General features: G+C 65.0%; 22 protein-coding genes. 16 read left to right on the forward strand and 6 right to left on the reverse strand.

Annotation, left to right across the window (positions count from 1 at the left end; genetic code table 11):
• Positions 1–244: 244 nt before the first annotated feature.
• Both B8V81_RS14040 and B8V81_RS24875 read left to right on the forward strand, forming a co-directional pair.
• Positions 245–1,537, forward strand: a complete 1,293-nt coding sequence (locus tag B8V81_RS14040) for a glycoside hydrolase 5 family protein (RefSeq protein WP_101808554.1) — start codon at positions 245–247, stop codon at positions 1,535–1,537.
• Positions 1,538–1,735: 198 nt separating this feature from the next.
• Positions 1,736–2,152: a hypothetical protein gene (locus B8V81_RS24875; protein WP_146000499.1), complete on the forward strand. Its 417-nt coding sequence runs from the start codon at positions 1,736–1,738 to the stop codon at positions 2,150–2,152.
• Between the two features lie 53 nt (positions 2,153–2,205).
• Here B8V81_RS24875 and B8V81_RS14045 read toward each other — a convergent pair whose 3' ends face one another.
• Entirely contained in the window at positions 2,206–3,390 is a 1,185-nt protein-coding gene (locus B8V81_RS14045) for an IS256 family transposase (protein ID WP_101807766.1), read from the reverse strand.
• Positions 3,391–3,697: 307 nt separating this feature from the next.
• Positions 3,698–4,996, reverse strand: coding sequence for a Gfo/Idh/MocA family protein (locus B8V81_RS14050; RefSeq protein ID WP_101808555.1), 1,299 nt, complete (start codon positions 4,994–4,996; stop codon positions 3,698–3,700).
• Between the two features lie 131 nt (positions 4,997–5,127).
• Here B8V81_RS14050 and B8V81_RS26035 point away from each other — a divergent pair, with 131 nt between their 5' ends.
• The 7 genes from B8V81_RS26035 (at position 5,128) to B8V81_RS14085 (ending at position 11,890) form a co-directional block, all read left to right on the forward strand.
• Positions 5,128–5,991 (forward strand): AraC family transcriptional regulator, encoded by an 864-nt coding sequence (locus B8V81_RS26035; protein ID WP_101808556.1) that lies wholly within the window; start codon positions 5,128–5,130, stop codon positions 5,989–5,991.
• Between the two features lie 153 nt (positions 5,992–6,144).
• Positions 6,145–6,765, forward strand: a complete 621-nt coding sequence (locus tag B8V81_RS14060) for a TetR/AcrR family transcriptional regulator (protein WP_101808557.1) — start codon at positions 6,145–6,147, stop codon at positions 6,763–6,765.
• A gap of 216 nt (positions 6,766–6,981) precedes the next feature.
• Complete coding sequence (locus tag B8V81_RS14065; protein WP_101808558.1) at positions 6,982–7,749, forward strand: ABC transporter ATP-binding protein; 768 nt, start codon at positions 6,982–6,984, stop codon at positions 7,747–7,749.
• Between the two features lie 28 nt (positions 7,750–7,777).
• Positions 7,778–8,839 carry an aliphatic sulfonate ABC transporter substrate-binding protein gene (locus B8V81_RS14070; protein WP_244912763.1) on the forward strand — a complete coding sequence of 354 codons (1,062 nt, stop codon included), beginning with the start codon at positions 7,778–7,780 and terminating at the stop codon, positions 8,837–8,839.
• A gap of 4 nt (positions 8,840–8,843) precedes the next feature.
• Entirely contained in the window at positions 8,844–9,641 is a 798-nt protein-coding gene (locus B8V81_RS14075) for an ABC transporter permease (protein WP_101808559.1), read from the forward strand.
• Positions 9,642–10,505 (forward strand): ABC transporter permease, encoded by an 864-nt coding sequence (locus B8V81_RS14080; protein WP_028598118.1) that lies wholly within the window; start codon positions 9,642–9,644, stop codon positions 10,503–10,505.
• Complete coding sequence (locus B8V81_RS14085) at positions 10,502–11,890, forward strand: LLM class flavin-dependent oxidoreductase (RefSeq protein ID WP_028598117.1); 1,389 nt, start codon at positions 10,502–10,504, stop codon at positions 11,888–11,890. The genes B8V81_RS14080 and B8V81_RS14085 overlap by 4 nt, the downstream gene beginning before the upstream one ends.
• 21 nt (positions 11,891–11,911) lie before the next feature.
• Here the strand turns inward: B8V81_RS14085 and B8V81_RS14090 are convergent, their stop codons facing one another.
• Positions 11,912–12,772, reverse strand: coding sequence for an AraC family transcriptional regulator (locus B8V81_RS14090; protein WP_028598116.1), 861 nt, complete (start codon positions 12,770–12,772; stop codon positions 11,912–11,914).
• A 266-nt stretch (positions 12,773–13,038) separates the two neighbouring features.
• On the opposite strand from B8V81_RS14090, the gene B8V81_RS14095 reads away from it, so the two are divergent.
• Genes B8V81_RS14095 through B8V81_RS14110 form a run of 4 tightly spaced genes read left to right on the forward strand, consistent with a single transcriptional unit; the run spans position 13,039 to position 17,218 of the window.
• A complete protein-coding gene (locus tag B8V81_RS14095) occupies positions 13,039–14,265 on the forward strand; it encodes an LLM class flavin-dependent oxidoreductase (protein ID WP_052333067.1) in 1,227 nt (408 codons plus the stop codon).
• Positions 14,266–14,299: 34 nt separating this feature from the next.
• Complete coding sequence (locus tag B8V81_RS14100) at positions 14,300–15,502, forward strand: ABC transporter substrate-binding protein (protein ID WP_052333070.1); 1,203 nt, start codon at positions 14,300–14,302, stop codon at positions 15,500–15,502.
• 1 nt (position 15,503) lies between these two features.
• Entirely contained in the window at positions 15,504–16,376 is an 873-nt protein-coding gene (locus B8V81_RS14105; protein ID WP_028598114.1) for a carbohydrate ABC transporter permease, read from the forward strand.
• A 29-nt stretch (positions 16,377–16,405) separates the two neighbouring features.
• Positions 16,406–17,218, forward strand: coding sequence for a carbohydrate ABC transporter permease (locus B8V81_RS14110; RefSeq protein ID WP_028598113.1), 813 nt, complete (start codon positions 16,406–16,408; stop codon positions 17,216–17,218).
• Positions 17,219–17,658: 440 nt separating this feature from the next.
• Here B8V81_RS14110 and B8V81_RS14115 read toward each other — a convergent pair whose 3' ends face one another.
• From B8V81_RS14115 to B8V81_RS14125, 3 genes are all read right to left on the reverse strand, one after another.
• On the reverse strand, positions 17,659–18,837 hold the full coding sequence (locus tag B8V81_RS14115; RefSeq protein WP_028598112.1) for a glycine C-acetyltransferase: 1,179 nt from the start codon (positions 18,835–18,837) through the stop codon (positions 17,659–17,661).
• A gap of 51 nt (positions 18,838–18,888) precedes the next feature.
• Positions 18,889–19,932 (reverse strand): L-threonine 3-dehydrogenase, encoded by a 1,044-nt coding sequence (tdh, locus tag B8V81_RS14120; protein ID WP_101808560.1) that lies wholly within the window; start codon positions 19,930–19,932, stop codon positions 18,889–18,891.
• Between the two features lie 260 nt (positions 19,933–20,192).
• Entirely contained in the window at positions 20,193–20,750 is a 558-nt protein-coding gene (locus tag B8V81_RS14125; RefSeq protein WP_028598110.1) for a helix-turn-helix domain-containing protein, read from the reverse strand.
• A 152-nt stretch (positions 20,751–20,902) separates the two neighbouring features.
• On the opposite strand from B8V81_RS14125, the gene B8V81_RS14130 reads away from it, so the two are divergent.
• From B8V81_RS14130 to B8V81_RS14145, 3 genes are all read left to right on the forward strand, one after another.
• A complete protein-coding gene (locus B8V81_RS14130; RefSeq protein WP_084136849.1) occupies positions 20,903–22,045 on the forward strand; it encodes a LacI family DNA-binding transcriptional regulator in 1,143 nt (380 codons plus the stop codon).
• A 1,424-nt stretch (positions 22,046–23,469) separates the two neighbouring features.
• Positions 23,470–24,411: an ABC transporter permease gene (locus B8V81_RS14140; protein ID WP_028598109.1), complete on the forward strand. Its 942-nt coding sequence runs from the start codon at positions 23,470–23,472 to the stop codon at positions 24,409–24,411.
• A 13-nt stretch (positions 24,412–24,424) separates the two neighbouring features.
• Positions 24,425–25,306, forward strand: coding sequence for a carbohydrate ABC transporter permease (locus B8V81_RS14145; RefSeq protein WP_101808562.1), 882 nt, complete (start codon positions 24,425–24,427; stop codon positions 25,304–25,306).
• The last annotated feature ends 18 nt before the right edge of the window (positions 25,307–25,324 follow it).

Genomic DNA, 25,324 nt, shown 5'->3' on the forward strand with positions numbered 1-25,324 from the left:
GCGCAGCTGGTCCCTCACCGCCCCATTGCCCTTAGCGCCGATTTTCTCCCCCGTCTCACGGAAAAGGGCTGCCCAATCAGCCCACCCTACGAGGGACTCCTTGGAGCCGCTTCTTTTCCTCCTGAAGAATTCAACTAATGAAACTTAACTATAATAAGTTAAAATAAGTTGAAATCATGATCCGCAAATGCTATTCTTGTCATGGCAACACTATGAAACCAAGGACGTAAGGCGGGGATCGATCATGAGGAGCAACGGGTTTGTTGCCCGCACAGGCAGCCGGCTGGAGCTGAACGGCGAGCCGTTCCGGTTCGCGGGACCGAATGTCTACTGGCTCGGGCTCGACGAGAATGTCGAGGGAGTGGCTTGGCCGACGGAGTTCCGCGTCCGCGACGCGCTGGACACGGCGCTGGAGATGGGGGCGACCGTCGTTCGCTCGCATACGCTTGGCGCGTCTCAAGGGCATCCGCTTTCGATCATGCCGGAGCCGGATCGCTTCAACGAAGAGGCGCTTCGCCGGGTGGACTTCGCGGTCCGCGAGGCGGGGGCGCGAGGACTGCGGCTGATCGTGCCGTTCGTCTGCAACTGGTCCTACTACCACGGCGGACGCTCCACCTTCGCGGGCTGGAGAGGGCTGGAGGATCCGCGGGCCTTTTATTCCGATCCGGAGATCAAGGAAGTGTTCAAGCGCTACATCGCCATGCTGCTCACTCGGGTGAATGCGCTTACAGGACTGGCGTACCGCGACGATCCGACGATTCTGGCGTGGGAGCTCGGCAACGAGCTGAACGATGCGCCGGCGGAGTGGGTCAAGGAAATGGCCGCTTACATCAAAAGCCTCGACGGCAACCATCTAGTCGCGCACGGCAAGCAGTTCGAGCTGGACCGCGACAAGCTCGGCATCGAGGAGCTGGACATCCTCGACGTTCACTATTATCCCGCGAACGCGGAGGCTCTGGCGCGCGACGCGGCGGAGACGGCAGCCGCCGGCAAGGTATATATCTGCGGCGAATTCGGCTGGACGGAGGACGGGCTGGAGGCGTTCCTGGAGCGGGCGGAAGCAGACGGCAGCGTCTCCGGCACGCTGTTCTGGTCGCTGTTTCCCCATGCGGATGACGCCGGCTATGTTCCCCACTACGACGGCTTCTCCCTGCACTATCCCGGTACGGGCGTAAGCGGGGACTATGAGCGGCGCTGTCTCGAGCTGCGCAGCCATGCCTTTCGGATGAGCGGACGCGAAGTGTCCTCGTGCCTGGTGCCGGATGCGCCGACGGTCGCCTCGGCGGCCGAGCGCGTCGTCTTTCGCGGCGTCGTCGGAGCGGCCCGCTACACGGTTGAAAAGAGCACGCGCGGAGCGGACGGACCGTGGACGGCCGTCTTCGACGCCCGACCGGCGGACCACGACATGCCATGGCAGGACCCGACCCGCGCTCACGGGACGAGGACCTGGTACCGCGTGCGGGCGATCGCGCCCGACGGCGCGGCCGGACCGTGGTCGGAGCCGTTCGAGTCGGAGCCGTTCACGCCAGTCAGCTGAGCCGTCTACGCCGCGCGCAAGCGCGGTTGCGGCGCGAAGCTGCCTCGTTGAAGGAGCGTATCGGCGACATTGGGCGGGGGCGTGCGCAGTTGATCTTGGCCTGGCTGCAGCTCGCGAGAGGTGCAGATGGCGCGAAAAAGCTGTCCCTGGAGCCAGGCAATGGACTCCATGGGACAGCTTTTTTGATGTCGGGCCTGGTTGGGCCTGGTCGGCGGAACCAAGGCAGAAAAGTGCCTTGGATTTAATTTTTCCGGCCGGGTCGGCGAATCCAAGGCAGAAAAGTGCCTTAGATTTAATTTTCCGGGCCTGGTCGGCCGAACCAAGGCAGAAAAGTGCCTTGGATTTAATTTTCCGAGCCGGGTCGGCCAATCCAAGGCAGAAAAGTGCCTTGGATTTAATTTTCCGGGCCGGGACGGCCGAACCAAGGCAGAAAAGTGCCTTGGATTTAATTTTCCGGGCCGGGTCGGCGAATCCAAGGCAGAAAAGTGCCTTGGATTTAATTTTCCGGGCCGGGTCGGCCAATCCAAGGCAGAAAAGTGCCTTGGATTTAATTTTCTGGGCCGGGACGGCCGAACCAAGGCAGAAAAGTGCCTTGGATTTAATTTTTCGGGGTAGCGTCAAGAAGTATGTGTAAGCAGCAAGATATTCCCAGTCAAAATGGGTTGACGTCACTCTTGGTGGTGGGGGTAGCGTTTCTCAAACATCTGCTTCAACCTACGTTTTACCGACGGGTCGCCGAAGCCGCGAATGACTTTTTTGCCATAATACTCGTTGTACTCGCTAGCCGTCAGGTAAAGGATTTTCTCGACCGCCTCCATGTTGGTCAGGCTGTTCATGGGCTTAAGTCGTTTGCGGAATTCCTTGTTCATGCGTTCAATCGGATTGGACGTGTAGATGGCCAGCTTCATTTCGGCGGGATACGAGTAGAACGTGAGCAGCGTGTCGAGCTGGTTTTCCCAGGACTGAATTTCTTTGGGATAGCGCTTCTGCCATTTGTCCTTAAGCCGGTCAAAAGCAGCCAAAGCCAAGTCCCGGTCTAGAGCGTTGTAGACGGTTTTGAGATCGGCAACGAAGTCCGTCTTGTCCTGCATGCGGATCTTGGGAAAGGTCGAGCGCACTTTGTGGACGACACAGTGCTGGACGTCGGCTTTGGGAAAGGCTTCCCGGAAGGCCGTATCCAGCCCAGGCAGCCCATCGAATACGCCAAGCAAAACTTCCTCCACGCCGCGCTGCTGCAAGTCTTTCAGCACGTCGCGCCATACGTTGGCACTCTCTTTTCCCCCGACGTAGAAGCCGAGGATGGATCGGTACCCGTCTTCGTCGATGCCCATCGCAAAACAAACGACTTCGCCGCTGACCGTGCTGCGCTTGAGCTTGACGTACATGCCGTCGAGGTAAATGACGGAGTAGCGCTTGCCGAGCGGCCTGGTCTGCCAGCGTTCCACGTCTTCCAGAACCGTCGAGGTAATGTTGCTGATCGTGGTCGGCGAGTATGCTTGACCGAACATGCCTTCAATGAACCGAGCGATGTCGCGGGTCGGCATGCCGCCTTTGTACATCTGAATGACGGCCTCCTCCAGCCAGCCGTCGCGCCGCTGATAGGGCTCGAACAGCTGCGTCTGGAAGTCGCCGTTTCGGTCCCGGGGCATCTCCAGATCCTCGATCAGGCCGTAGCGGGTGTGCAGATCCCGGTAGTAGTAGCCGTTTCGGCTGTTGCGGATACCTGCTGCTGCAGCCTCGGCCATGTGGTGCTGAATCTCCGTGCGAATGAGGAACTCGATCCGCTCCTTTACGAAGGGGATGACAGAATTTTCAAAGAGATGGTTCAGGTGGTTTTCGGTTATACTAGTCATGAAGTAGGGTCCTTTCTTGGTGGCGTCGTAACCCCGAGAATACCCTACTTTTTTTGTGCCTAGCTAGGCTCCAAATGTTGGTACACAACTTATTGTACGTCACCTTTTTCGGGCCGGATCGGCCAATCCAAGGCAGAAAAGTGCCTTGGATTTTGGTTAGTGACCGGAAGGCGGGAGGGGGGGAGCCGCGAGGAGTGCGATTTTGTGTTTGTACGTTCCCGCCGCGCCACACTACGCCCGCCGCACCGGCGCCACCCCTTGCCCCCAGCTCCGGCGCCACCCCTCGCCCCCAGCTCCTGCGCCCGCCCTACCGAGCGAAGCGCACCAGGCTGTCCGTCCGCACCGGCAGGCCGGTCGCGATCGAGCGGTTGGCGGCGATGCCGGTCAGGATGGAGCGAGCGCCGTCGATATGGTCCGCCGCGCGCCGGAACCGGTCGGGCAGCGGCTCGCCGAACAGGTCGCGCAGCAGCTCCGGATCGCCGCCGCCGTGGCCGCCCTCCTTGCGCTCGATCTCGGCCTGCCAAGGCTCGCCGAACATCGGCAGCACGAGCAGGCTGACGCCCTTGGCCGCCCCCTCGAGCGCCTTGTCGCCGCCCGAGTTGACGTACGACTGCTCGACGACGCTCATCTCGATCCGGCCCTTCGTGCCGCTGAACGAGATCCGGTAGCCCTCCCAAGGCATGTAGGCGTTCAGCGAATACGTCAGCAGCGCCTTGTTCTTGTACCGGACGAGCACGCTCATCGTGTCCTCGATCGAGATGCCGTCGCCGAATACGCTCTGGTCGCGGCGGTAGCCGTCTTCTTTTTCCGCGTCGAGGTACATCGCCTTCAGATGCTCGTTGCGGTCGAGATGGAGGGCGAAGTGATCGTCCTGAGCGAGCTCGCTGCCGGTCGCCCGGTCGTAGAACGCCGTGACGCCGCGCGCCTCGGCGTTCTCGCGGCCGTAGAAGCGCAGGTCGCCCATCGCGAAGACGGTTTCCGGCTCGGAGCCGATCCAGAAGTTGACGAGGTCGAAGTGATGCGTCGACTTGTGCACGAGCAGGCCGCCGCTGTTGCGCTTGTCGCGATGCCAGCGGCGGAAGTAGTCCGCGCCGTGCTGCGTATTGAGCAGCCACTCGAAATGCACGCTCGTCACGTCGCCGATCGCGCCCGACTCGATCAGCTCGCGCGCCTTCGTATGATGCGGGGCATAGCGGTAGTTGAACGTGACGCGGACGCTGCGTCCGGTCCGCTCCGCCGCGTCGAGGATCTGCTGGCATTTCTCGGCGTCGACGGTCATCGGCTTCTCGGTGATGACGTCGCAGCCGAGCTCGAGCGCCCGGATGATGTAGGTGTGATGCGTGCGGTCGACGCTCGTGACGATGACGCAGTCGGGCTTCTCCGCCGCGATCATCTCCTCGAAGCGGTCGCTCCGGTACGTCGGCACCGCGCGGCTGCCGTACTTCTCGACCAGCATCCGGTTGGCGTAGTCCATCCGCGTCTCGTTGATGTCGCAAAAGGCGACGAGCTCGCTCGTCTCCTGGAACGTCGAGGCGATCGCTCCATAGTAGAATTCGGCCCGGCCGCCGGTGCCGACCTGGGCATAGGTCTTCCGTTTCGCGCTCATGCTCGCACTCTCCCTTTCCTCTTTCCGTTGATGTTGATGAGGCAAGCGTACCGCAAGATTAAGCGTATTTCCTCTGCGATTATGCTAGAATTCAGAGAAAGGACGCAATTTTTGCGCTAGGAGGCGGCGGGATGAACGAAACCGAGGAGCTGAGGTACGTCTCGGAGGACGCGCGCGTCAGGCTCGAGTACAACCGGCGCGAGGGCTTTTATGCGATGGCGGAGGACCACATGCACCCGCAGCATGAGCTGTACTACCTGTTCCAAGGCGAGCGGAGCTACTTCATCGGCGACCGGGTATACCCGGTGCGGAGCGGCGATCTCGTCTTCGTGCCGGGCGGCGAGGTGCACAAGACGTTCGACGCCGGAGAGCCGGGCCACGAGCGGATCGTGATCTACTACGACGACGCCTGGTTCGAGGGACGGCCGGAGGAAGAGGCGGAGCTGCTGCGCTCGCCGTTCCGGGAAGGCAGGCGGGTGCTGGCCGCGTCCGGTCCGGAAGGAATGCGGCTCGAGCGGCTGCTCCATGAGCTGCTGCGCGAGCTGCAGGAGCGTCAGCCGGGGCTCGGGCTGGCGGCTCGGCGCCTCGCCGAGCAGGCGCTGCTGCTCGCGGCGCGGCTGACGCGCCGCGAGCAGAGCCGCCGCCAGCCGGAGCCGTCGGCGTCGCCGGCCGCCGAGCGGATGGCCGCGGTGGCGCGCTGCATTTCCGAGAGCTATGCCGAGCCGCTGACGCTGGGCGGGTTGAGCGAGCGCTTTTTCCTCAGCCCGAGCCATCTGAGCCGTTCGTTCAAGCGCCACATGGGCTTCGCCTTCACCGAGTACGTCGCGCTGACGCGGATCAAGGCGGCCCAGCGGCTGCTGCGCGAGACGGACGAGCGCATCACGGCGATCGCCGGGCAGGTCGGCTTCGACAGCTTTCCGCATTTCGAAAAAGTGTTCAAGTCGATCGTGCGCATGCCGCCGCGGGCGTACCGCGCTTCGTTCCGGCGGAGCTGAGAGGGGTCGGGCCCCGCGCGCATTCGCTTCCGGCAACCCGATTCTGCGTGTCCCGGCGCCTTGAACCATCCGCGGCTCCTCGACAAGCCCTGCTTCACCTGACGCTTCGATTGGGATATAATGGCGGTTGATTCAAGGGAGGAGCGAGCGAGCATGGCGAGAAACGCGGAAAAGGACCTGCAGCAGCGGGAGCAGCGCATGAACGACATCTTGGACGCGGCGATCGAGGTGATGGCGGTCAAGGGCGTCGGCTCGGCCTCGATGCAGCATATCGCCGGAGCGGCCGGCATCAGCATCGGCAACCTGTACCACTACTTCAAGTCCAAGGAAGAGATCTTCGCGGAGGCGCTGCGCCGGGGGCAGACCGGCTACGGCGAGTTCGTCCGCTCGGTCGCGGACGGTCCCGGCGACGCCCGCGCCAAGCTGCTGACGATCGCGGAGAACTGGCTGGCGCTCGGCAACAGCTGGGCGCATACGATCCTCATCCATACGGCCCGGCTGTCCGAGGCGTCGGAGGAGCTGCGCCGCGACGTGACCGGCCGCTTCACCGTCAACCTGCAGCCGGTCGCCGCGATCATCGCGCAGGGACAAGCCGAGGGCACGGCGCCGGAGGGCGATCCGCTGGAGCTGGCGTTCTACTTCACGAGCCTGATCCAGGGGCTGACGCTGCAGCGGATGCCGGGATCCGAGGTGCCGGTGCCGATGCGGGCGTCGAGCGTCGTCGATCTTTTTGCCGGCCGGCGCGAAGCGCTTGACAGGAGGAGAGACGCTTGATAGAATTCAGGCATACTAACCGAATTGATATTCGGTTTGTGGAATGCGAATCGACCGGACCGACCGGAGATGCCGCGGACCGCTGAGGAAGAGGGGCTGACTGTTCGAACAGAGCCCTCTTCTCGGCTGGCTGCGCATCTCCTTTTTTTATTCCTCAAAATCCCAGTTAGCGGGGAGGAATAATCATTATCGCTGTCATCGAAAGGATGGGGTAGCATGCTGGCGATCCAAGGACTGACCAAGATCTTTCCGGCTCCGGCCGGGGAGGTCGTCGCGCTGCGGGACATCCGGCTGGAGATCGGCCCAGGAAGGCTGGTCACGTTCATCGGTCCGAGCGGCTGCGGCAAGAGCACGCTGCTCAAGATCGCCGCCGGGCTGGACGCCTCCTACGAAGGCTCGATCACGCTGGACGGGCGGCCGATCGAGGGGCCGAGCGTGGAGAAGGGGGTCATTTTTCAGGAGCCGCGCCTGTTCCCGTGGTGGACGGTGGAGAAGAACATCGCCGCCAACGCCTCCCTGCGGGACGCGGCCGTGCGGCGCCGGGTCGGGGAGCTGATCGAGCTCGTCCGGCTGAAGGGCTTCGAAAAGGCCTATCCGTCGGAGCTGTCCGGCGGCATGGCGCAGCGCGTGGCGATCGCCCGGGCGCTGCTGCGGCGGCCCAAGGTGCTGCTGCTCGACGAGCCGTTCGGCGCGCTCGACGCGTTCACCCGGGCGCATATGCAGGAGGTGCTGCTGGACATCTGGCAGTCGGACCGCACGACGATGCTGTTCGTGACGCATGATCTCGACGAAGCGGTGTTTCTCGGCCAGCAGGTCGTCATCATGAACCCGCGTCCGGGCCACATCCGGCGCGTCGTGAGCGTCGATCTGCCCTACCCGCGCCAGCGGACGGGAGCGCCGTTCCAGGAGATCCGCGGCGTCGTGCTGCGGGAATTTGAAAAGGTCGAGGAGGCGCCGGTGCCGGATCCTGGCGCGGGCATTTGACGGACATGCACAAGAGGGGAGACGAAAGATGGAACGGAAAAAAGGAAAGAAGGGCTGGATCGCCGCCATGCTGCTGCTCGGAGCGCTTGCGCTGTCGGCTTGCGGCGGAGGCGGAGCGGACGAGGGAGCGGCGCAGACCAATGCGGGGGCGGCCGGGGCCGCGTCCGCCGAGGGGCTGACGGTCAAGATCGGCGTGCAGGGCAAGGGCGGCCTGTTCGGCAAGGCGCAGGAGGAGAAATGGTTCGAGGACGCGTTCGGGGAGCTCGGCGCCAAGGTGGAGTGGATCGAATTCCAGAGCGGTCCGCCGATGGTCGAGGCGATGGCGTCGAGCCATCTCGACTTCGCGGGCATGGGCAACATGCCGCCGATCTCCGCGCAGGCGGCCGGCGTGAAGTTCAAGATCGTCTCGCAGGTGCTCGAGGGCCGCAACAACGTCGCCCTCATCGTGCCGCAGGACAGTCCGATCCAGTCGTTCGCCGACCTCAAGGGCAAGAAGGTGGCGGTGACGAAGGGCAGCAACGCCTACAACTTCCTGTACCGCCTGCTGGACGCCGAGGGCCTGTCCGAATCGGACCTGCAGGTCATCCAGCTGCAGCCGGACGAGACGCAGCCGGCATTCGAGGGCGGCAAGGTCGACGCCTGGGCGACCTGGGACCCGTACATCACGCTGAACGCGCTCTCCGGCAAAGGCCGGGTGATCGCCGACGGCGCGTCGAGCGGCATCCTGTCGCCGTCGTTCCAGCTCGTGCGGGCGGAGCTCGCCGAGCAGCATCCGGAGCTGGTCACGCTGTACCTCAAGGTGCTGCAGCAGGCGATCGAGTGGGAGAAGGCGCATCAGGAAGAGGCGTTCCAGCGGTACGCCGACGAGCGCGGCATTCCGCTTGCGCTCGTGCAGGGCATGCAGGAGCGCTCGGCGTTCATCAACGTCCCGGTGACGGACGAGGTGATCGCCGAGCAGCAGCAGACGGCCGACTTCCAGTTCGAGCTCGGCACGATCCGCAAGGGGATCGACGTCAAGGAAGTTTTCGACAACCGCTTCGTCGAGGAAGCGCTGAAGCAAGCCGAAGCCGAAGCAAGCGGCGGAAAGTGAGGTCATGACGATGCTGGAGCGATCCCGGACCAAGGCGGCTCTGCTGAATGCGCTGATCGGCCTGCTGCTGCCCTTGTCGATTTTGGCCGCTTGGCAGGCGGCCGCCTGGGGCGGCTGGCTGAACGAAGTGCTGCTGCCGCCTCCGTCGGCGATCGCGGAGGAATTCGCAGCGATGAGCCGCAGCGGCGAGCTGCCGCTGAACCTCGGCATTTCGGCCTGGCGGGCGCTGCTCGGCTTCGTGCTCGGAGGCGGGCTCGGACTTGCCGCCGGGCTGTGGGTCGGCTTTTCCTGGCGGGCCGAGCGGCTCGTCGATCCGACGCTGCAGATGCTGCGCATGCTGCCCCATCTGGCGGTCGCGCCGCTGTTCATCCTGTGGTTCGGCTTCGGCGAGGCGTCCAAAATCCTGCTGATCGCCAAAGGCGCGTTTTTCCCGCTGTACGTCAACGCGTTCCTCGGCGTGCGCTCGGTCGACCGGCAGCTGTTCGACGTCGCCCGCGTCCTGCAGTTCACGCGCAGCCAGACGCTGCGGCATCTCATCCTGCCGGCCGCGCTGCCGTCGATTCTGCTCGGCGTCCGGCTCTCGCTCGGCGTGAGCTGGCTCGGCCTCGTCGTGGCGGAGCTGATGGGCTCGAGCGACGGGCTCGGCTACATTTTGAACGACGCGCGCTCGTTCTCGCTGACGTCGGTCATCTTCGTCGGCATCCTCGTCTTCGCGGCGGCGGGCAAGCTCACCGACTCCATCGTCAAGCTGCTGGAGCGCCGCCTGCTGCGCTGGCAGACGACGCTCAAGGGGGTGGAGTAGATGGCGGCTGATCCGCAAGCGGCGAAGGCGCAGGCACGCGCCGTCACGGCGCCGCGCGCCGAGGCGGCGCGGCAGCGGGACTGGCTCGGGCTGCCCCGCTGGGCGCAGGGCTGGCTGCTGCCGCTCGCCGTCCTGCTCGTCTGGGAAGCGGCCGCGCGCGCCGGCCTCGTCTCGCCGGCGATGCTGCCCGCGCCGAGCGTCATCGCCGCCTCGGCGCTGCGGCTGCTCGCAAGCGGCGAGCTCGGCGAGCATGCGTGGGCGAGCTTCCGCCGGGCGGCGGCGGGCTTCCTGCTCGGCGGCGCGACCGGGCTGCTGCTCGGCCTGTTCACCGGGCTCGGCCGCTGGGCGCAGCGGCTGCTCGACCCGTCGCTGCAGATGCTGCGGACAGTGCCGCTGCTCGCGGTCATTCCGCTGTTCATCCTCTGGTTCGGCGTGGGCGAGTTTTCCAAAGGGCTGCTCATCGCGCTCGGCGCCTTTTTCCCGGTGTACTTCCACACCTATCTGGGCGTCCGCAGCGCGGAGGCCAAGCTGTACGAGGTGACGCGCGTGCTGCAGTTCACCCGCCTGCAGCTGGTGAGAGGCCTCATCCTGCCGGCGGCGCTGCCGAACATCCTGCTCGGGGCGCGGCTGTCGGCCGGCGTCTCCTGGCTGATGCTGTCGGTGGCGGAGATGATGGGAGCGAGCGAGGGCATCGGCTACATGATCCAGGACGCGCGCGTGTACGCGCAGACGGATCTCGTGTTCGTCGGCATCGTGCTGTTCATGCTGGCGGGCAAGCTGACGGATGCCGGCGTCAGGCGGCTGGAGCTGCGCTGGCTCCGGTGGCGGCGGCCGTTCCAGGACGGAAAGGAGAAGGGACTATGAGCGACAAGAGGCGAGAGGGAGAGCAGCTCCATCTGGGGGCGTTCCTTTATTTCACGGGGCATCATCATGCCGGCTGGAGGCATCCGGACTCCGGCGTGGAGGCGATGTTCGACATCGCGAATTACGTGCGGATGGCGCGGACGGCGGAGCGGGGCAAGTTCGACATGATCTTTTTCGCCGACCTGCTGCATCTGATCTACCCGACCCATGCCGCCGCCGGCATGATGGACCCGATCGCGCTGCTGTCGGCGATCTCGACGGCGACCGAGCGGATCGGACTGACGGCGACGATGAGCACGACGTACAACGAGCCGTACAACGCCGCCCGCAAGTTCGCGACGCTCGACCATATCAGCGGCGGGCGCGCCGGCTGGAACATCGTCACGTCGCAGACGGATGCCGAGGCGCGCAACTTCGGCCGCGACCGGCATCCCGAGCACGGCGTGCGCTACCGGATGGCGGAGGAGTTCGTCGAGGTCGTCGCCAGCCTGTGGGACAGCTGGGACGACGGCGGGCTCGTCATGGACCGGCAGTCCGGCATTTTCGCCGACGCCGCCAAGCTCCGGCCCGTCGACTACGACGGCAGCTGGTATTCGGCGCATGGCACGCTCAACGTGCCCCGTCCGCCGCAGGGCTATCCGGTGCTCATCCAGGCGGGCTCGTCCGAGCCGGGCCAGGCGTTCGCCGCCCGCGTCGCGGAGGTGATCTTCACCGCGCAGCCGCATGTCGAGGCGGCCCGGTCGTTTTACGCGGTGATGAAAGGCAAGCTGGCCGAGGCCGGCCGGAGGCCGGGCAGCCTGCACATCATGCCCGGGCTGTCGCCGATCCTCGGCTCGACCGAGGAGGAGGCGCGCCGCCGCGAGCGGGAGCTGCTCGACCTGATCCGGCCGGAGGAGGCGAGCGGCTTCCTCTCCGGCATGCTCCAGTTCGACCTGTCCGGCTATCCGCCGGACGGGCCGCTGCCCGACATCCCCGATCCGGTGGAGGCGTCCAACGGAATGAAGAGCCGCGTGCAGCTCATCATGGACCTGGCCCGCAAGGACGGGCTCAGCATCCTGGAGCTCGGGCGGCGGCTGCTCGGCGCGCGCGGCCATCTGCAGTTCGTCGGCACGCCGGAGAAGCTCGCCGACCTCATCGAGGACTGGTTCCGCTCGAGCGCCTGCGACGGCTTCAACATCATGCCGCCGGTGCTGCCCGGCGATCTCGACACGTTCGTCGACGAGGTCGTGCCGATCCTGCAGCGGCGCGGCCTGTTCCGCCGCGAGTACGAGAGCCGCACGCTGCGCGGCCATCTCGGCCTGGAGCGCCCGGCCGCGGGCGCGCTGGGCGCGCGGCCGGCGGGCCGGCCCGCCGCGGCGCAGGCATCGGGGCTTCTTGCTGAATGACGGGCAGCGCGGCCCCGGCCTTCAGTCCGGGCCCGCCGCTTTGCTGCGGCACTCGCTGGGCGACCGGCCTTTATGCTTCTTGAACGCCTTGGAGAACGAGAATAGGTCGGGGTATCCGACCGAGTAGGCGATTTCCGACAACGTGAGCGAGGTGTGTCCGAGCAGCCGCTCGGCCTCCGCCAGCTTGAGCCCCTGGATGTAGCGGATCGGCGTGACGCCGTAGGCTTCGCGGAACCGCTTGGAGAAGTGGGTCCGGTCGATGCCGACATGGTCGGCCGCCCCGGATACGGTGATGCCGCCCGCATAGTGGAGGTCGATGTAATCGCGGGCCTGCCGCAGCCACCCTTCCTCGGCGGGCCGGCGGCCCGCGCCGGGCGAGGCCTCGGCCAGCAGCGCCATCGCTTCATGGAAGCGCGCCAGCCGCGCGAGGTCCGACGGCTCCCCGTCGGCCTCCTCCAGGAAGCGGTCGAGGCAGCGCATAAGCTCTCCCGCCGAGAGCCCGCTCCGATGGGGGCGCTCCGGGGTCAGCCCGCCGCGCTCCAGCAGGGCTGCGGCCTCCGGTCCGTCGAAGGCCAGGATGAGCTGCTGCAGCCGGTTGTCCGGCGAGGCATAATACTCGTGGATCGTCTCGGGAAACAGCGCGAACAGGTCGCCCGGCCCGAGGCGATAGCGTCCGCCGCCCTGGAGGAATTCGCCTTCTCCTTCCGCGACGGCGATCAGATAGTGGAAGGGCGTCGTCCGCGGCCCGATGCGGTAGCCTTCCTTGGTCCGGTTGCGGCCGATCCGGATCGGCCAGGCCGGCGAGGCCAGCTCATAGCCGGATGGGGTGAAAAAGGCGATCTCCAGCTTTTCCTGATGGTCTTCCCGCTTCGTCACAGGCATGTCGCGCCTCTCCTTTCTTTCTCTTCGTCCCCGCTTTTTTCCATCTCTCCGCCAAGGAACGGCCCCGTGCCGTTCCTTTTTCCGTTGTTCCGAATGGATCCACCCGACAAATTGACAAGCCGGGAACCACGCAAAATGACATTCCGCGAAGGCTCCGCTCTTGCTATGATGAATCTCACAGTAATCCGACTATATAGGTTGGTTATATTCCAGTCAACTGGCGGCTGATGATGGATTCAATTTACAGCAGAAAGAAGGATGCAGGCATGGCAAACGCGGCGAATGAAACGGTAGAGTTCGGCTGGTTCCTCCCGACGGCGGGCGACGGACGTTATGTCGGCGTCGCTCCGGAAAGGGAGCCTTCCCTTGACTATCTGATCGATGTGGCCAAGGCGGCCGAGGCGGCGGGCTTCGGCTTCGCACTCATCCCGACCGGCGGCGCCTGCCTCGACGCCTGGGTCGTCGGATCGGCGGTCATGAGCCATACCCGGAGCCTGCGCCCCCTGGTCGCCGTGCGGCCGGGGCTCGTCGCTCCCGTCCTGGCCGCCCGCATGGGCGCCGCGCTCGACGTGCTCTCCGGGGGAAGGGCGATGATCAACGTCGTCACCGGCAGCTCCGTCGCCGACCTGGAGGAGCTGGGCGATCCGCTCGCCCATGCCCATGACGAGCGCTACGAGCGCGCCGGCGAATACCTCGAGGTGATGCGCCAGGCATGGACGGGCGCGGAAGGCCTGACGCCCTCGGAGTTCGGCGGCGCGCAAGGAACAGGCGGGGAGATCCAGCCGTTCCAGGGCAAGTACTACCAGTTCTCGCGGCCGGTCAGCTCGCCGCGCACGGTGCAGCGGCCGCATCCTCCGTTCTATCTGGGCGGCAGCTCGCGGGCGGCCAAGGAAACGGCCATCCGCCACGCCGAGACGTTCCTCATGTGGGGGGAGCCCCACGACTGGATCCGCGAGCAGATCGAGGACGTGGAGCGGATTCGCGCCGAGCTGGAGCAGTCGGAGGGCTTGAAGCGTCCGCTGCGGTACGGCCTGCGGGCGCAGGTGCTCGTCCGCGATACGGAGGAGGAGGCTTGGGCCGCGGCGTGGGAGATCATCAGCAAGGTATCCCCCGAGGCGCGCGAGCAGGCGCAGCGGAGCTTCGCTGCCACGGACGCCACGAACCAGCGCCGCCAGAACGAGCTGCGGGAGCAGTCGGAGGCGAGCCGCTATGTGGCCGGGCCGAATCTGTGGACGGGGCTGTCGACTGTCCGCTCCGGCGGAGCGATCCTCATCGTCGGCACGGCGGAGCAGGTCAGCGACCGGCTGATCGAGTACGCCGAGCTCGGCGTCACGTCCTTCATCCTTTCCGGCTATCCCCATCTGGAGGAGGCCGAGCGGTTCGGCCGCGAGGCGATGCCGAAGTTTCACGAGAAATGGAGAGCTCTGCAAGTGAAATCATCCCGGCAGCAGGAGCTGCCATCAGGAGGTATGGCCCGTGTTCAACGTACGTAATGCGCTTCTGGCAGGCACCATCGCTTTGGGAGCGATGCTCAGCGCCTGCGGTTCTTCGGGCGGCGACAGCTCGTCAGGCGGAAAGGAGGTCAAGATCAGCTTCCTTCACTGGCGCGGGGAAGACGTCGAGGCGCTGAACAAGATCATCGAGAAATTCCAGCAGCAGAATCCCGGCATCAAAGTCGACATGCAGACGCTCCCGTCCGACCAGTACCAGACGGCGGCGGCGGCCAAGCTGACGGATGGCTCGGCCGGCGACGTGTTCGCCTCGTTCCCGGGCGCGCAGTTCGAGGCGCTGTCCAAGGCCGGACAGTTTGCGGACCTGACCGGCGCCGACTTTCTGGGCCGCTTCAACGCCGACCTGATCCAGCCGGGCGTCAAGGACGGCAAGCAGCTGGCGGTGCCGTACCAGCTCGTCTACAACGATCCGATCTACAACGTCAAGCTGTTCGACAAGTACGGCCTGACTCCGCCCAAGGACTGGGAAGGCTTCCTCGCCCTCTGCGAGACGCTCAAGCAGAACGGCGTCATCCCGATCGCGTTCGCCGGCGCGGACATCGGCCCGGGCCAGTTCATGAACACGATGGTGATGAACAACGAGCCGAGCGAGGATATCTTCGAGAAGGTCGAGGCCGGAGAAGCGAAGCTCACCGACGAGTGGTGGGTCAAGACGCTCTCGCAGATCAAGGAGCTGAACGACAAGGGCTACTTCCAGCCGGACGCGCTCGGCACGAAGGACGCGGCCGCAGGCGCGCTGTTCATCCAGGAGAAGGCGGCCATGCTGGCGAGCGGCTCCTACCAGCTCGCGCAGAACGCCAAGCAGAACCCCGGCCTGGAGCAGAAGCTGCTCGCTCCGATCACGGTGGCGGCGGGCGAGGCCAAGTACGAGGGCGTGCACACGAGCACCTTCCTGCTCGGCGTGAACAGCCGCTCCAAGCATCCGGACGAGGCGCGCAAGTTCCTCGACTTCCTCAGCGGCAAGGAGATCGCCTCGGAATACGCCAACGCCACCGGCCAGAACGTGACCGTCAAGGACGTGGAGTACTCGACGCCGGAGCTGAAGGTCGCGACCGAGTGGAGCACGCGCAAGACGCTGTTCCAGCCGCGCTTCACGATCAAGAACGCCGACAACCAGAAGGCGGTCACCGGCTCCATTCAGGCGGTGCTCGGCGGCTCCTCGCCGGAGGAAGCGGCATCCGAAGCCCAGGCTGCGGTTGACCAGAACCTGGTGAAATAGGATGGCGAGAAAAAGGACGCTGCTGCTGTTCCTGCTTCCCGGAGTGCTTCTGTACGGCTTCTTGTTCCTCTACCCGACGGCAGCGGGCCTGTTCTATTCCTTTACGGACTGGGACGGCCTCTCGCCGTCCTTCCGTTTTGTCGGCTTGGACAACTACGCGACGAGCCTGGAGAGCCTCGTGTTCCAAAAAGCCGTCTTCAACAACGTCAAGTTCATGCTGGCCGTCGTCATCGCCCAGTCGGCCCTGTCGCTCGGCCTGGCGCTCCTGCTCGCCCGGAACTCCCGCTCGAGCACGGCGCTGCGGGCGCTGTACTTCTTTCCGGCGATCCTCTCCTCCGTCTCGGTCGGGCTCATCTGGTCGTTCGTCTACGATCCCGGCATCGGCATGCTGAACGCCTCGCTCCGCGCCGCGGGCCTCGAGAGCTGGACGCGCAACTGGATCGGCAGCAAGGACATCGCCATCTACTCGATCGCGTTCGTCCAGGTGTGGGCCCACGCCGGGCAGATGATGATCGTGTTCATCGCGGGGCTGCAGTCGATTCCCGCCGAGCTGTACGAGTCGGCGCGCATCGAGGGAGGGAACCGGCTGCAGATTTTCCGCCGCATCACCTGGCCGCTGCTGGCGCCGTCGGCGACGATCGTCGTCGCCTACACGACGATCCAGTCGTTCAAGGCGTTCGACCTCATCTTCGTCATGACGGACGGCGGGCCGAACCATGCGACGGAGATCCTGTCCACCTACATCTACCACACCGCGTTCGCAAGCTACCGGTTCGGCCTGGCCTCCGCCGGCTCCATGCTGTTCCTGGCCGTGCTCGGCCTGCTGACCTACGCGCAGTTCAAGGCGCTGCGGGCCGACCGCGCCAGCTATTGACCGATGATTCCCGAAAGGAGGGGGCGACCGTGGGCCGATGGATTCGGCGCGCCTGCCTGGCGCTCTATGCGGCCGTCGTGGCCGCGCCCTTGTATTTCCTGCTCGTCTCCACGCTGAAGGAGCCGTCCGCCTTCTTCACCAAGCCGCTGAGCTGGCCGAAGCCGATGACTTTGGCCAACATCCGGGGGCTGTTCGAAAGCCAGCCGATGTGGGCCTACCTCCTCAACAGCGTGACGGTCACGCTCGGCACCGTGCTGCTGACGCTGCTGCTCGGCAGCCTCATCGCCTACGCTTCCGTCCGCTGGGGCGGCCGCGCGGGCAAGTGGATCGCCGGCCTGTTCACCCTCGGCCTCATCGTGCCGTCCCAGGTGAACATGCTGCCGCTGTACTCGCTCGTCCGCAGCCTCGGCTGGTCCGACCGCCTCTGGGGCCTCGTCCTCGTGTCGGCCGCGCTGCTGCTGCCGATCACGGTCTTCATGCTGAGCAGCTTCATGCAGGGGCTGCACCGCGAGCTGCTCGAGGCGGGCAGCATCGACGGCTGCGGAGAATGGCGGCTGTACGCCAGCATCGCCATGCCGCTGTCCAAGCCTGCGGTCGCATCGGTCACGGCCTTCCTGTTCGTCATGTCCTGGAACGACCTGCTGATGCCGATGCTGCTGCTCGGGAGCCGCGACAACCTGACGCTGCCGCTCGCGCTCATGCAGTTCCGCGGGGAGTACGTGACCAACTATACGATGCTGCTGGCAGGCGTGGCGCTCGCCTCGCTGCCGATGGTCGTCCTGTTCGTCTTCCTGCAGCGGTTCTTCGTCGCCGGCATGACGGCCGGAGCGGTGAAGGGGTAGCGGAGATCCGCCATTGCGGGGCCAGCGCCGCCGTCCCGATGAACGCCGACCTGGAACAGCATCAGCCGGCTCCGCATCCGCGGGCCGGCTTTTTTGTGAGTTCACAGGTTATACACAGAGTTATCCCCGCTTTGAACAGCCTAAGAGGAGGAATTTTAATGAAATTGAAAAACTTGCTCACTTACCCACAGGTTTACTTATCCACATAATCAAGGCGACCAGGACGGCAATACAGGAAAGCTCCTATGAGGCTCGCTCCTGATCCTGCTCCAAGATAGAGCGCGCCTTGGAAGAATCCCATCCCTGCTCCGATCTGGTCTTGTGGAAGAATACCTGCAGCCGCGGCAATGGTCGATGAGCGCCTTGTACTTCGCCTGCGGATGGAACGTGGACGGTGGCTTGGATGCGAGAAGTGCAGCCGTCACGTCGAATCGGCCCTGCTAGCCGATCAGGCCGAACTCCCGTCCGGCCTGCAGCAGCGCGTCGCGCGCGAAGGCGAGGTCGTCGTCGCTGTGCATCGCGGTGACGATGAAGCGGACGCGGCCCTTGCCCTCGGCGACCGTCGGGTAGACGATGCCGGGCGCGAACACGCCGAGCTCCAGCAGCCGCGCCGAGAAGCGCATCGTCTGCGCCGAGTCGCCGATGACGATCGGCAGGATCGGCGTCTCGCTGACGCCGGTGTCGAAGCCGTCCGCCTGCAGCTGCGCGCGGAACGACGCGGCGGAGGCGTGCAGGCGCTCGCCCAGCTCGGGGCTGTCCTGCAGCACGGAGATCGCTTCCAGGCAGGCGGCCGCTACGGCCGGCGTCTGCGACGTGCTGAACAGGAACGGCCGCGCCTTGTGGATGAGATACTCCTTGAGCTCCCGGCTGCCGGCGGCATAGCCGCCGACGACGCCGACCGCCTTGGACAGCGTGCCGATCTGGATGTGCACCCGGCCGTGGAGGCCGAAATGATCCGTCGAGCCTTTGCCGAACCGTCCCAGCACGCCGCTCGCATGCGCGTCGTCGACGCAGACGACCGCGTCGTAGCGCTCCGCCAGCTCCACGATCTGCGGCAGCGGCGCGATGTCGCCGTCCATGCTGAACACGCCGTCGGTCACGACGAAGCGCGTCCGGCAGCCGGACGATTCCCGCAGCGCCTGCTCCAGGCTGTCCATGTCCTTGTGCTTGTAGATGCGGCGCGCCGCCTTGGTCAGCCGGATGCCGTCGATGATGCTGGCGTGGTTAAGCTCGTCGCTGATGACGACGTCGCCTTCCTGCAGCAGCGTGCCGAACACGCCCTGGTTCGTCGTGAAGCCGGACTGGAACACGAGCGCGGCTTCCGTGCCCTTGAACCGCGCCAGCTCCAGCTCGAGCTGCTCATGGATGTCCAGCGTGCCGGAAATCGTGCGGACGGAGCCGGCGCCGACGCCGTACTTCTCCGTCGCCTCGATGGCCGCGCGCTTGAGCCGCGGGTGGTCCGTCAAGCCGAGATAGTTGTTGGACGCCATCTGCAGCACGCGCCTGCCGCCGATTTCCATCCACGCTCCCGAGCCGCTTTCCCACACGGCTGGCAGCCGGTATTTCCCTTGCCGCTTCAGCTCCTCCAGCTCGCCCTTCAGAAAGTCCAATCCTGCCATCGCTTTCCTCTCCTTCCGCAGCCGGCGGGCTGCCCGTCATGAATGCTGGCGCTAATGCTTGAACACGATCTTGGCGCACTGTCCCGAGCCCATCAGCTCGAACGCTTCCTCGAAGCGGTCCAGCGTGAACGTATGGTCGACGAGCGGCTGCAGGTCGATCCGCTTCGAGTCGAGCAGCCCCTTGAGCTGATGCCACGTCCGGTACATCCGCCGCCCCGTGATGCCGTGCACCTCGAGTCCTTTGAAAATGACATGGCGACCCAGATCGATCGGCACCGCCTTGTGCGGGATGCCGAGCAGCGAGACGCGGCCGGCGGGAGCCATCGCCTCCAGCAGGCTGGAGATCGCGGCGCCGCTGCCGGACATCTCCAGGCCGACCTCGACGCCGGCTCCGTCCGTCAGGCGCCGCAGCTCCTCCGCCGTGTCGAGGCCGGGCGACGGCTTCAGGCAGGCGTCCGCGCCGAGCTTCGCCGCCATGCCGAGCCGATAGTCATGCAGATCGACCACGATGATGCGGCCGGCTCCGACCGCTTTGGCGACCTGGATCGCCATCAGGCCGATCGGCCCGCAGCCGACGACGGCGACGGAGCGGCCGACGATGTCGCCGGACAGCACCGTATGCACCGCGTTGCCGAGCGGGTCCTGCAGGCAAGCGAGCTCATGCGGCAGCGACGGGTCGTTCGGGATGACGTTGACCGCCTTGGTGACGGCATAATCCGCGAAGCAGCCCGGCGCGCTGATGCCGAAGCTGCGGGTGTGCGGGCACACATGGGCGTTGCCCGAGCGGCACTGCTTGCAGACGCCGCAGACGATGTGGCCTTCAGCGGAGACGTGGTCGCCGGGGGCGATGCCGCGCACGGAGCTGCCGACCTCGTCGACAATGCCGGCGAATTCATGGCCGAACACATTGGGCGTGACGACGTTCTGCTCCGCCCACTCGTCCCAGCGATAGATGTGCATGTCCGTTCCGCAAATGGAGCTGGCCTTCACGCGGATGCGGACCTCGTCCGGTCCGATCTGCGGAATCGGCAGCTCCCGGAGCACGGCTCCGGGCTTGCGTTCGGCCTTTACGAGGCCGGTCATCGTCGTTGGCATGGGGCATTCTCCTTTTTTTGCGCGGCGGGATGGGGACGGGATGCCGCTTGAACGCTTTTCTCCGTTATGGCAGCGCTTGATAAAGTACATATGTTCACTATAAAGAACAACCGCGTATGTAATAGTATATTAGGCGGCGGTCTTTTGTAAACAACAAAAAAAGCCGGCGCAGGGCCGGCTTGGGTGGTGGAAGCGGGAATGCGACGCAGGTTCAGCGCCGGCTCGAGCGATGGGGCAGGATCGAGCCGATGGGGTCCGCTTCAGAACGGATAGCGGATGATGCTCTGCAGCTCGGTGACTTCCTCGGCGGATTCGTTGTGGTAGGCATGAGGCTGATCCGCGCTGAAGCGGATGGCGTCGCCTGCGGCTGCCGCGTGCCACTCCTCGCCGATGCGCAGGCGCAGCGCGCCGCGCGTGACGACGACGTACTCCTCGACGCCCTCGTGATGGGGCTCGGACTCGTAGGCGCAGCCGGGCTGCATGACGACGCGGTAGATCTCGAAGCGGGACTCGTCATGGTACGGAAACAGCGGATAGCTCGCGTAGCGGCCGTCGTCGGCCGTAATCGGCACGACCGTCGAGGCGGGAACGAGCGTCACGCTCGAGCGGTCCTCTTCGATCAGGTCGGACACCGAGATGCGCAGGCCGCTGGCGATTTTCCACAGGATCGTGATCGTCGGGTTGGAGTCGGCGCGCTCGATCTGGGCGAGCATCGTCTTGCTGACGCCGGTCAGCTCGGACAGCTTGTCCAGGCTGTGGCCCCTGGACTTGCGGATTCTCTTGAGGTTGCGGGCGACGCGCAGCACCATCGTATCCATGAGACACCTCCGTGCGAAAGGAACATGATCTCTTATTCTAGCACGATGAAGCGTCAGCGCGCTATCGGCAGATTCGGGGGCGCTGTAACTCGGTTCGCCTCTTGTGCTAAGATGAGAGCAATTCAGGCGCGATGCCGGAGAGGAAGAAAGCATTGGCTAAGCTCAAAGACATCGCCGAGCGGCTCGGCGTATCGATATCGACCGTTTCCCGCGCGATCAGCGGAGACCGGACGCGTCCGGTCAGCGAGGAGACGAAGCGCCGGGTGCTGGATGCCGCGCGGGAGCTGGGCTATCCGCTGCAGGGGGGACCGGCTCATGCGGCAGGAGCGGATCGCGTCCAGCTGGCCTGCATCCTGCCGGGCGGCCTGATGGGCCATCACCCTTATTTCACCGCCGTGCTGGAAGGCTTTCACCGCAAGCTGGAGGAGCTCGGCCAGCCGCCGGCGCTGATGCGGGCGAGCGAGGAGCTGCGGGAGCCGGGACGGCTGGCGTCCATGCTGGAGGAAAGCGGCACCCGCGGCGTGCTGGCGCTCAGCTGGTACGATTCGCGCCTGTACGGGCAGCTGGCGGCGGCGGGCGTGCCGATCGTCGGCGTCAGCCTCAACGACGAATCCATCTTTGGCGTCCCGATCGTCGATTGCGATCGGCTGGCGGCCGCTCGGCTGGCGGTCCGCCATTTGCAGGAGAGAGGGCATGCGCGGATCGGCTTCGTCGGAGGACCGGCGTTCGACCGCACTCTGGAGCGGGACGAGCGCTACATCGGCTACAAGTTCGCGATGCTGGAGGCGGATCGGCATCCCGATCCGCGCTGGATCGTCAACTCCGAGTGGATCATCGAAAAAAGCTACAGCGAGACGCTCGACATGCTGAGAAGGCTGGGGCCGGCCGAACGGCCGAGCGCCATCTTCTGCGCGAGCGATTCGCTGGCGATCCCCGCCATGCGGGCGGTCATCGACTCGGGACTGCGCATCCCGGAGGACATCGCCTTCGTCGGAATGGACAACATCGAGTTCGCCCAGTACACGTCGCCGCCGCTCACCTCGGTCCACGTGCCCCGGGAGGAGATCGGCGCCGCCGCCTGCACGTTCCTGCTGGACTACGCGCAGGGCGAGCACCATGGCGCGAGGAAGCTGCTGCTCCCCTGCGAGCTGATCGTTCGCGAGTCCTCCGGCGCGGCGCCGGGTGGCGCGGATGCGGAAGCGGCGGTGAAGTCGGTGGAGAATGGTGCGGAGAGAGCGGCGGAATCGTTGGCGGAGAGGGCGGTGGAGAAGGGCGCGGAGAAGGCGGTCGAGTAGGGCCTGGCGAAGCCGGTGGAGTGGTCGACGGAGAGAGCGGCGGAGAAGCTGGAGGCGCGGCCATGACGGACTTATGGCCATTGGCGCAATCGAGGGAGAGGACTTATTGGCGCTGAAGGTGTCAGGACGGCCGCCATTCGGCTCGGACAATGCCTTCCACAAGCGCAAGCCCTGGTCGGGCTATGCACGGAAAAACCGCGTGTAGCCCGCGAGCCTGCGCTACGCACGAAAAAACCATGAGTAGGGCGCGCCGGCACGCCGGATTACCGCCACCCAAGGCACTCTCGACTCCCTCGTCGCGACGATGTGCCGGATTACCGCCACCCAAGGCACTCTCGACTCCCTCGTCGCGCCGGCGCGCCGGATTACCGCCACCCAAGGCACTCTCGACTCCCTCGTCGCGCCGGCGCGCCGGATTACCGCCACCCAAGGCACTCTCGACTCCCTCGTCGCGCCGGCGCGCCGGATTACCGCCACCCAAGGCACTCTCGACTCCCTCGTCGCGCCGGCGCGCCGGATTACCGCCACCCAAGGCACTCTCGACTCCCTCGTCGTGTCGATGTGCCGGATTACTGCCACCCAAGGCACTCTCGACTCCCTCGTCGCGCCGGCGCGCCGGATTACTGCCACCCAAGGCACTCTCGACTCCCTCGTCGCGCCGGCGCGCCGGATTACTGCCACCCAAGGCACTCTCGACTCCCTCGTCGCGACGATGTGCCAGGATTCCGCCAACCAAGAAGGCGGATCGCGCGCTACGATGGAAAAACCGAGCGAAGCGGACCGAACGGGCCGGGCAGGATGAAAAAACACAAAAAGACGAGGCCAGCCGCCCTGGCCTCGTCTTTTTGTGTTTTGCTCGCAAAGCGTCGGGCGAGAAATCGTCTGGTTTGATCTATATGGGCTCAAATCCAAATTATTTGGATGTGGGAAACCAAAAATTGATCTTGTCGACCGAAAAAAAATCTGATAATCTAAGCATCATATCTTTGGAAGCGCTATCTTTATCTTAAAATCGACAACGAAGTGGCGTTTGGCGGCATCCGATGCAACGAACAAGCTAAACTCTCATTCCAAATCCAATGAATAGTTGGAATCTTTGGTTGACGGTTTGGAGCGAAGCCTGCTACTATCGAGCTGTGTTAGAAAAGCTGACAAATAATTCGCTAAACTACCGTGCTAGGGGGAGAACAGTCGTGGCTAACCTTCAGCAGCAAGCCGGCGCGATGCCTGCGTCGCCACTGGGCCCGCCGCCCGCCCCGTCCGCGCTGCCTGCCGCGCTCGCGACATCTGCGTCGCCGCCCGCGCCGCCTGCCGCGCTCGCGGCATCTGCGTCGCCGCCCGCGCCGCCGGCTGCGCTCGCGGCATCCGCGTCGCCACCGCCCGCGCCGCCCGCAACCGGCGGGGCGTCCGCGCCTCAGCGGCTTATGCGGCCCCGCCGGCCGCTCGCCCATGCCGGCGGCGGATCGCCGCTCGGCCGCCGGATCGCCCGCAACTGGCAGCTGTACGTCATGATCGCGCCGGTCATCGCCTACTATCTCGTGTTCCATTACGCCCCGATGTACGGCATCCAGATCGCGTTCAAGGACTTCCGCATCAACAAGGGCATCTGGGACAGCCCGTGGGCCGGCTTCAAGCATTTCGAGCGCTTCTTCGACAGCTACTTCTTCGAGCGGCTGCTGACGAACACGCTCGAGCTCGGCGCCTATCTGCTGGCGGTCGGCTTTCCGATCCCGATCCTGCTCGCCCTCCTGCTGAACGAGGCCGGCTCGGAGAGGTTCAAGAAGTTCGTGCAGACGGTCACGTACGCGCCGCACTTCCTCTCGACGGTCGTCGTCGTCGGCATGCTCATGATCTTCCTCAACCCCCGCTACGGCCTCGTCAACACGATGCTCGTCTCGCTCGGAGGCGAATCCGTCAACTTCATGGCCGATCCCGCCTGGTTCAAGACGCTGTACGTGCTCTCCGACGTCTGGCAGACGATGGGCTGGAGCTCGATCATCTACCTGGCCGCGCTCGGCGGCATCGATCCCGCCCTGCACGAGGCGGCCCGCGTCGACGGGGCGAGCCGGCTGCGGCGCATCTGGCACATCAACCTGCCGGGCATCCGCCCGACGATCCTCATCCTGCTCATCCTGAACGTCGGCAGCATCATGTCGATCGGCTTCGAGAAGGTGCTGCTCATGCAGAACAACCTGAACCTCGCGAGCTCGGACATCATCGACACCTATGTGTACCGCAGCGGCATCCTGGACGCGAACTACAGCTTCTCGGCGGCGATCGGACTGTTCAGCGCCGTCATCAACTTCATCCTGCTCGTCACCGTCAATTCGATCGCCCGCCGCGCCGGCGGCAGCAGCCTGTGGTAAGGAGGGAACCGCCATGCCCGCTACCCGCGAGGACAGAGCGTTCGGCATCGTCGTCTACGCCGTGCTCGGCATCGTTTCGCTGATCGTCCTGTATCCCCTGTACTATGTGCTGATCGCTTCCTTCAGCGAGCCGCTCAAGATCATGAACGGCGAGATCTGGCTCTGGCCCAAAGGCTTCACCATCGACTCGTACGCGAAGATTCTGGACAACGATGCGATCCTGCGCGGCTTCCTGAACACGGTGCTCTACACCGTGGCCGGAACCGCCCTCAACCTGACGATGACGGTGCTCGCCGCCTATCCGCTGTCGCGCTCCGACTTCGTCGGCCGCAGCCTGTTCATGGGCCTGATGGTGTTCACGATGTTTTTCGGCGGCGGCCTCATCCCGTCGTACCTGCTCATCAAAAACCTCGGCCTGCTCGACACGTTCTGGGTCATGATCCTGCCGGGAGCGGTGTCGATCTGGAACATCATCATCATGCGCACCTACTTCCAGCAGTCGATTCCGCCGGAGATCCAGGAGGCGGCCGTCATCGACGGCTGCTCGAGCTTCGGCACGCTGCTGCGCGTCGTGCTGCCGCTGTCGATGCCGATTCTCGCCGTCACCGTGCTGTTCTATGCGGTCGGCCACTGGAACGCCTTTTTCAACGCGCTGCTCTATTTGTCGGACCGGCCGAAATTCCCGCTGCAGCTCATCCTGCGCGAGATTCTGATCCAAGGCCAGACCGACGACATGGTGCGGGCTTCGACCGAGTCGGCGATCAAGGCGAGGCAGGCGGTCGAGGGCATCAAGTACGCCGTGCTGATCGTCGCGAACATTCCGATGCTGCTGCTCTATCCGTTCTTGCAGCGGTATTTCGTCAAGGGGATTCTGGTCGGCGCCATCAAGGGCTGATCTTCCATATCGATCCAT

Source organism: Paenibacillus pasadenensis (assembly GCF_002864175.1).
Classification (GTDB): domain Bacteria; phylum Bacillota; class Bacilli; order Paenibacillales; family Paenibacillaceae; genus Paenibacillus_O; species Paenibacillus_O pasadenensis.